Raw genomic sequence first — 6,531 nt, 5'->3', positions numbered from 1 at the left:
ATTATCAAATTTGGAGAACGATGCAAACTAAAACTCTAATAGCAAAATATAATTGACACAGTTTAATGAACACTACCTAGGGCAGTTTCGCGGTAGTGTTCATTCGTTTGGGTGAGACACACTTTAGTTTAACGCGAGTTGCTATTCCTTAGGTTGAAGCTGTTATTCGTTAACATGCATTCGTGTTTCGTTGAGGTGAAGTGGTTATTCGTTTGAACCGACCTGCCCCTTGTTTGAGCGAAGCGGTAAGGAGGAGGTGTTGGACGATAATAAATGCTTATTAAAATTCTATTTCCTGGTCATCAAATAATTCAAATTCATGATCAATGTTGTTTGACTCTTCATCAGGCCATAGACGATTATAAGCAACGGTAGAAAGTTCAGATATAAAATTGGAAGGAGCATCTTTTACACGTTCATAAAATGGTTTTAGCTGCCCTATATGGAAGACTTTATGTGTGCTAAACTCTTTGATGTTTTTGATTTTTTTTGTGACAACGTTGCCGCTATGTTTTAGGGCGTTATTAACTCTCCTATATTCATCTAAATATTGGAAATTAGTGAGTGAACTGAGATTGATACCTTGGTTTTTAAAATTAATTAGTGTGTCTTTCCATCTATAAGACTCATTCCACTTCTCAAATGCTAAACGTCCTAATTCATTTAGCTTGATTTCAAAGTATTTGTATTCATACATTATTCGAAGCTCATATAAACAGAACGCGACCTTCAAATCTTCTGTGTAAAACATCGAAGCATAGTACTTGTTTTCTTGTTGCTGTATGTTCTCTTCTTCTGTTTCAGCAGGAACAATGTTCCGAACTAAATCTGAATATTTTAGCATACTTTCTTTGTGCTTTTCGCGGAGGGAAACTAGCGATTCTTCAAGCTTAGGATCAACCACATTTAAGTAGGTTGTTTCAAAAGAATCAATATACATTTTTTTTGCCTGTTCTGCCATTTCAGCCCATTCTTCAGTAGTAGGTTGATAATATTCTTTTTCCATATGAAAAATATTAGGTAGATCCATTTTCTCTAATAATCCTAGCCCGGTCTGCCCTTAGCATCGCTTCACTTAGGAGAGGGGAGAGCAGGTTTATTGCTTTCGACGTAATTTGTTGGTTCCAAAACAGGTGTAATCTTTTCCGAATGAAACGTCGAAAATCGTTTCAATTTCATTTTCGTTTATCCGTTTTATTGTCCATTTTGCTTTTCCGTTTGGCACAAAGTTTTCAATAAATTCAGTTTCAAAGATCAATATGTTTTCGTTTGAAATAGACTCATTTAAAACATATTGGTTGTAGTATCCTTCATTGTTGAACTGCCTTAGAATTATTGAATTCCTGCTTTTGTCAAAACTGATAAAGCCCTTATCGATATGGTGTTCTCCTTCGGGATTTTTATCGGTCGGTTCAAATTGAGATTCATTTTTTATTTCAATGTACTGCCCATTCATTGTAAGATGGAAACTGGATTCAATTTTCGATTTATTATTGCCAAAACCAGATCCTGTTCCTACCCAATCACCAATAATAAAGTCTATTTTTTCAAACTTGTTTGTTTGAGCAAAGGATATCCCCAATGACAGGATTAATCCCAACGTTAGAAATGCTTTCCTTTTCATATCAATATTTTTTCCGGGCTTTCCCTGTTTTGAGCGAAGCGGTAAGGAGGGGTTAGTTACCCAACCTTATTCAAATTTGTATTCACTATCATTGGTAGGAATAAAAAATTCAACTTTCCCACATTTGGGACATGCATAAATATCAAATGCTTCCCGATTAACCAGTGCTTCAAATAAATTTCCAAGTATTCCAATCTTTGGACCTTCATGAAATTTATACTCTCCGGAATAGATGTATGGCGTATTGCATCTGAGACAATTAATGTCCTTTTTGTTGTGGTTTAAGTCTTTAATGTCAATTATCTTATTCTCAGTCAGGCTGAAGTTGCAATTCCAGCACAATTCAAAACTCTCTTCAATCTCTGCGTTGCAATTGGGACACTTTTTCATGATAAATTCAGTTAAGGGTTGTTGTCGATTTTTTATTGGAGGTAAGTTGGTTACCTGTTATCCAAAGATATTTTAAAATAAAATCATTTTAAGCATTGTGCGTATTTTTTCTTTTATACGGTGAGTGTTGCCCTGCTTTTGCCTGCCCCAGGTTTGAGCGAAGCGGTAAGGAGGACTAATTATTTTGATTGAAAGATATTTATTATTGTTTTTCAAAGCAATAGGTCTGGTGTATGGTCATTACAAACGACAGACCATGCGCCGCACGGCATTGATTTGCGGAGACGAGGGGGAGTTAGAACATTGGTTTTCGTTTTTTTGTTAAAAATGAAATGATAAGAGATTTTGCTTAATACAATCAATGATTTTTCAATGATCTTTTTTTTTATACTATCATTGTATTTATAAAATGGAGCCCTTGTTTATTTCAGACTTGATATCGAATGTTGCATTGCTCTTGGTGTTTAGTTTTTTCTATGAATTAAGGTGGATTGATTCTATCTATTCTCAAAAACTGCTGCCAAAAATTTTTGCCGGAATAATAATTGGAGGCATTGGTATCATTTTGATTACTACTCCATGGACCTACCAGGCAGGGTATAGTTTCGACTTTCGTTCGGCTCTTTTATCGATCGCAGGTTTATACTTGGGTGCCATTCCTACGCTTGTTGCAATTTTAATTATGAGTGTTTGCCGATTTTTTCTTGGAGGCGATCACGTACTCATGGGAATTTCTCTCATTATTTCATCAGGTTTGCTTGGTATCGTATGCAGGTACTTTTTACAAAAAAGGGAGATTAAAAATACCATTGGTATCCTGTATGTTTTCGGTCTGTTTGTTCATCTGTTCATGCTTGTTTGGCTGATATGGTTACCTAAAGAAGAATTTTTACCAACAGTAAAGTCTATTGCTATTCCTGTAATAATTATCTATCCTATTATAACAGTGCTTTTAGGGATACTGATGAATAGACAGCTGGAAAATTGGCATAATCATAGAGCCAGAGAAAGGCTTCTTAACTCAGAACGTAAGTTTGTAATGATGTTAGAAGATATCAATATGATTTTTATAAACCTTGATTTGGATAAAAACATAGTATCCTGCAATAAATATATGCTTCAGGTTACCGGCTATCAAGAAGACGAATTGGTTGGAAAAAACTGGATTGATACTTTTGTTTGTGAGGATCAGAAAGAGGAATTAGTCGCAGCTTTTCAGGAGTTTATGGACACAGAGTCAGTTCTTCATTATTATGAGAATAAAATTCAGACCAAAGAAAAAGAAGTACTTGATATAGCGTGGCACAATATGCTTATTACCGATGATGATGGAAGTGTAAAAAGTATTGCCAGCATGGGAGAAAATATTACCGACAAAAAGGCAACTTTCGATAAACTTAAAGAAGCCAAGGAGAAAGCAGAAGAAAGTAACCGGTTAAAGAGTGTTTTTCTGCAGAATGTAAGCCATGAGATCCGCACGCCTATGAACGGAATTCTTGGGTTTATTAATTTGTTGAAAGAACAACATGTTGATGAGAAAACACGCAGCAGCTATTACGACATTATAGATGCAAGCGGCGAACGGTTACTTAAGACTGTAAATGGTCTGATTGATATCGCAAAAATTGAAACCCACCAAATATACGTTCATAAAACAGAGGTTAATGTCAACAAAGTATTGTCGGAACATGTCACCGGTGCAAGACCATTAGCAGCAAAATGGAACAATCAAGTAATATACGACAGTAAATTACTTCCTTCTGAATTCATATTACATACCGATAGAAATTTACTAGAAAGTATTCTTTCCAATCTGCTTAGCAATGCCATAAAGTTTACTAGCGACGGAACGATAGTGGTTGGAGGCAAAGATAATGGCAGCGGCATTGTGTTTTTTGTAAGTGATACAGGGATAGGTATTCCTAAAGGCCGACTTGATGCTATTTTTGACCGATTTGTTCAAGCCGATTTAAATTTAACCCGGCGGCATGAAGGAGCGGGTTTAGGTCTGTCAATTGCTAAAGCGTATTCCCATTTGCTAGGTGGCGATCTGTGGGTGGAATCAGAAGAAGGAAAAGGAAGTACTTTCTTTTTCAAAATACCGAAATATGCAGAAAGCACTTTGGAAACAGGGATAATTGAAAATACGCAAGAATTCAGCAAAGACGATCGTAAGATATAAACAGATAAAGTTACAACCTGGCCTGCCCTGGTTTGAGCGAAGCGGTAAGGAGTAACTAGTTATTTTGATTGAAAGATATTCCTTATTGTTTTTCAAAGTAATAGGTCTGGTGTATCGTCGTTGGCAGTTTATTTTTCCGAACGTGAAGGGTTGGTGCATGGTCGTTACAAACGACAAGCAGTTTCCCCCTCGGCACCGCTTCGCTAAGACGAGGGGGAGTTAGGGTTGCAAGTCCACGGTGATCAATCCTGGTTTGCGTCAACACCGCGTTCAGCCACTGTGCTGTGCACTGGCCGAACACTTAATTGTTAGTTGCAGTAATTTATTCATTTGTCTGGTTAAACAAAAAGTTTAGTCCATGAGTATAATTTGTTAAAATCCTTGAAATAAATATTGAATCATTATTCTCAACATAATCCCAAGTGAAATTGCTCTTTTGCACATTTTTTATTTTAGTCAAAAATGTCAAATTAGCATTGTCCTTTTCGTCAGTCATGGTTCCTGTCAAATAGTAGGAGACTTTAGTTTTTCCGATTTTTTCAAACGTTTTATCTCCATTTATTTCTTTCTCCATGAGCTCAAAATTTGGTGTATCAGAAATATAACTGTCAAATAAGTCTGGTTTCGATAACATTACAAATGTTGAGAACATGCCGGAGAATCCTTTTCCCCACAGAATTTTCTTTGATATTTTATATTTTGATTGCAGAAATGGAAAGAGTTCTTTCTCATAGAACAAAATAGTTTTTCCTCCATTTATTTTTTCTGAATCATTGTCAATAATTGGAGAATACTCATCCGGTACATTCGTTGTCATCGGGCAGACCACAATGCACCAAGGAATTGTTTGGTTATATGCCATTATCTCAGTTGTACTCGAAAGAGGTTTGAATGCCATAAAGTCAGTTAAAACTATCAATGGATACTCTTTATTTTTGTCGAATTTGAATGGAAGGTGTATAAACACGGTCTTTGTCTGATTTAGAAACTCAGATTCAATTTTTGTCGAATATCCTAGTGTCGTGAAAAGTGAGTCTCGGTTTTGTTGTCCGAATGATATTTGAGAAATCAGAATCAGGATTATCAGAAGGACTTTAGTTTTTTTCATAGTTTCTGGTTTTTAATAGTATTGCTGATTGGCCGGTTTCATTATTGCAACTAACGGTCACTTGCAAGTTGTCGGGGCGGATTTCGAAGAGCGTTCCTGTCCGAAGGACACGGAACTGCGATGCGAGAATCCGCAGTTGGCGTACCACCGAACCCCGCCCTGCAATATGTACCGTGTTATGCATAGAATTTTTATTTTCAATTGTCTTGCCATTGAAACTGCATTCTTAAAAATACTAGTAAATTCATTAATCCATGTGCAATTATCAATGGCCAAAGCTTTTTGTATTTAAAGTAATAATATCCAAAAATTAATCCTGTTGGGATAATGTAAAATATTCCTATCCAACCTTGGTAAGTATGATAAGAAAGCCTTATTAATGTACTCAGTCCAATTAAAATGGCTGGATGATATTTTTCAAGTCTCTTGAAGAAATATCCAACCAATATGAATTCTTCATAAATTGAATTTATGACAACAAATAATAAAATTACTATCCAATTAGCTTCCAGTCCGTAATGAACATGTTTTGTCCCCGTATCGCCAATGACTGTTGCAAATTCAAAAATTTTGCTCAAAATACCTCCAGTTATATTCCTTAAAACCAACAAAAGTAAAGCAACCCATATTAGTCGAAATTTAAAACTGAGATTAAAATCGGTCAATCTCCACGCTCTAACTTTCAAAATGTATAGAATAATTGAGAATGCAATCACTTCATAAATCAAAATAGTCGAGTGGCTAAAATTGGTAATTTTATAACCCCATGAATGAGTATAGTCTGAATTGACAGCAAAGAATGAGATTGTCGAAGAATAGATAAAAAGTCCGAACCCTAATATTAATATAATAAGAAGTTCTATTGTCGGTGAAAATTTGCGTATTAGTTTGTTCATTAGTTCAAGGTTATTTCAATTTTATGCATAACACTTGTATATCCACAGTCTTGTGGATCTATTCGCTTTAACTGGATGTATTTTTGTTGGTTAATAGGCTGATTGTGTGCGGTGGGTGTCCGTTGGTTAATACTGTCATTGGTTTTTTCCTTTTTCGATTTTGCCGATTAAGTTACAAAAATTTACAAAATGTATGTACGAGTAAGCATCTTTTTGTTTTCGTTATAAGTAGCTGATAATCTTTATGGAGCATTTGAGAGTGTTCAACAAACTGTGTCATGTAAACAAAAATGAATGTTTTAAAATTTACCTGATATGGGAAAAGAAAAGT

Annotated in this window: 6 protein-coding genes; 1 reads left to right on the top strand and 5 read right to left on the bottom strand. The window is 35.4% G+C overall.

Features of this window, described 5'->3' with window-relative positions; genetic code table 11:
• Positions 1-280: 280 nt before the first annotated feature.
• From ACRD6K_RS19880 to ACRD6K_RS19870, 3 genes are all read right to left on the bottom strand, one after another.
• Entirely contained in the window at positions 281-1,006 is a 726-nt protein-coding gene (locus ACRD6K_RS19880) for a hypothetical protein (protein ID WP_430974659.1), read from the bottom strand.
• Positions 1,007-1,096: 90 nt separating this feature from the next.
• Entirely contained in the window at positions 1,097-1,624 is a 528-nt protein-coding gene (locus ACRD6K_RS19875; RefSeq protein WP_430974658.1) for a hypothetical protein, read from the bottom strand.
• Between the two features lie 66 nt (positions 1,625-1,690).
• A complete protein-coding gene (locus ACRD6K_RS19870; RefSeq protein ID WP_299577157.1) occupies positions 1,691-2,014 on the bottom strand; it encodes a hypothetical protein in 324 nt (107 codons plus the stop codon).
• A gap of 418 nt (positions 2,015-2,432) precedes the next feature.
• On the opposite strand from ACRD6K_RS19870, the gene ACRD6K_RS19865 reads away from it, so the two are divergent.
• On the top strand, positions 2,433-4,196 hold the full coding sequence (locus ACRD6K_RS19865) for a sensor histidine kinase (RefSeq protein ID WP_430974657.1): 1,764 nt from the start codon (positions 2,433-2,435) through the stop codon (positions 4,194-4,196).
• Positions 4,197-4,518: 322 nt separating this feature from the next.
• Here the strand turns inward: ACRD6K_RS19865 and ACRD6K_RS19860 are convergent, their stop codons facing one another.
• Together ACRD6K_RS19860 and ACRD6K_RS19855 are read right to left on the bottom strand one after the other, a co-directional pair.
• The gene (locus ACRD6K_RS19860; RefSeq protein WP_430974656.1) at positions 4,519-5,304 is read right to left on the bottom strand and encodes an alpha/beta hydrolase-fold protein; all 786 of its coding nucleotides are present in this window, start codon (positions 5,302-5,304) and stop codon (positions 4,519-4,521) included.
• Between the two features lie 197 nt (positions 5,305-5,501).
• Positions 5,502-6,200 (bottom strand): CPBP family intramembrane glutamic endopeptidase, encoded by a 699-nt coding sequence (locus tag ACRD6K_RS19855; protein ID WP_430974655.1) that lies wholly within the window; start codon positions 6,198-6,200, stop codon positions 5,502-5,504.
• Positions 6,201-6,531 lie beyond the last annotated feature (331 nt).

This window comes from Sunxiuqinia rutila (assembly GCF_050589705.1).
GTDB lineage: Bacteria > Bacteroidota > Bacteroidia > Bacteroidales > Prolixibacteraceae > Sunxiuqinia > Sunxiuqinia rutila.
The sequence above is the reverse complement of the archived record's forward strand: the minus strand, read 5'-3'. Positions and strand labels throughout refer to the sequence as shown.

Bases quoted from the DNA above. Each gene is read 5' to 3' on its own strand.
- ACRD6K_RS19880 (WP_430974659.1), bottom strand. From the start codon at position 1,006: ATGGAAAAAGAATATTATCAACCTACTACTGAAGAATGGGCTGAAATG.
- ACRD6K_RS19875 (WP_430974658.1), bottom strand. From the start codon at position 1,624: ATGAAAAGGAAAGCATTTCTAACGTTGGGATTAATCCTGTCATTGGGG.
- ACRD6K_RS19870 (WP_299577157.1), bottom strand. From the start codon at position 2,014: ATGAAAAAGTGTCCCAATTGCAACGCAGAGATTGAAGAGAGTTTTGAA.
- ACRD6K_RS19860 (WP_430974656.1), bottom strand. From the start codon at position 5,304: ATGAAAAAAACTAAAGTCCTTCTGATAATCCTGATTCTGATTTCTCAA.
- ACRD6K_RS19855 (WP_430974655.1), bottom strand. From the start codon at position 6,200: ATGAACAAACTAATACGCAAATTTTCACCGACAATAGAACTTCTTATT.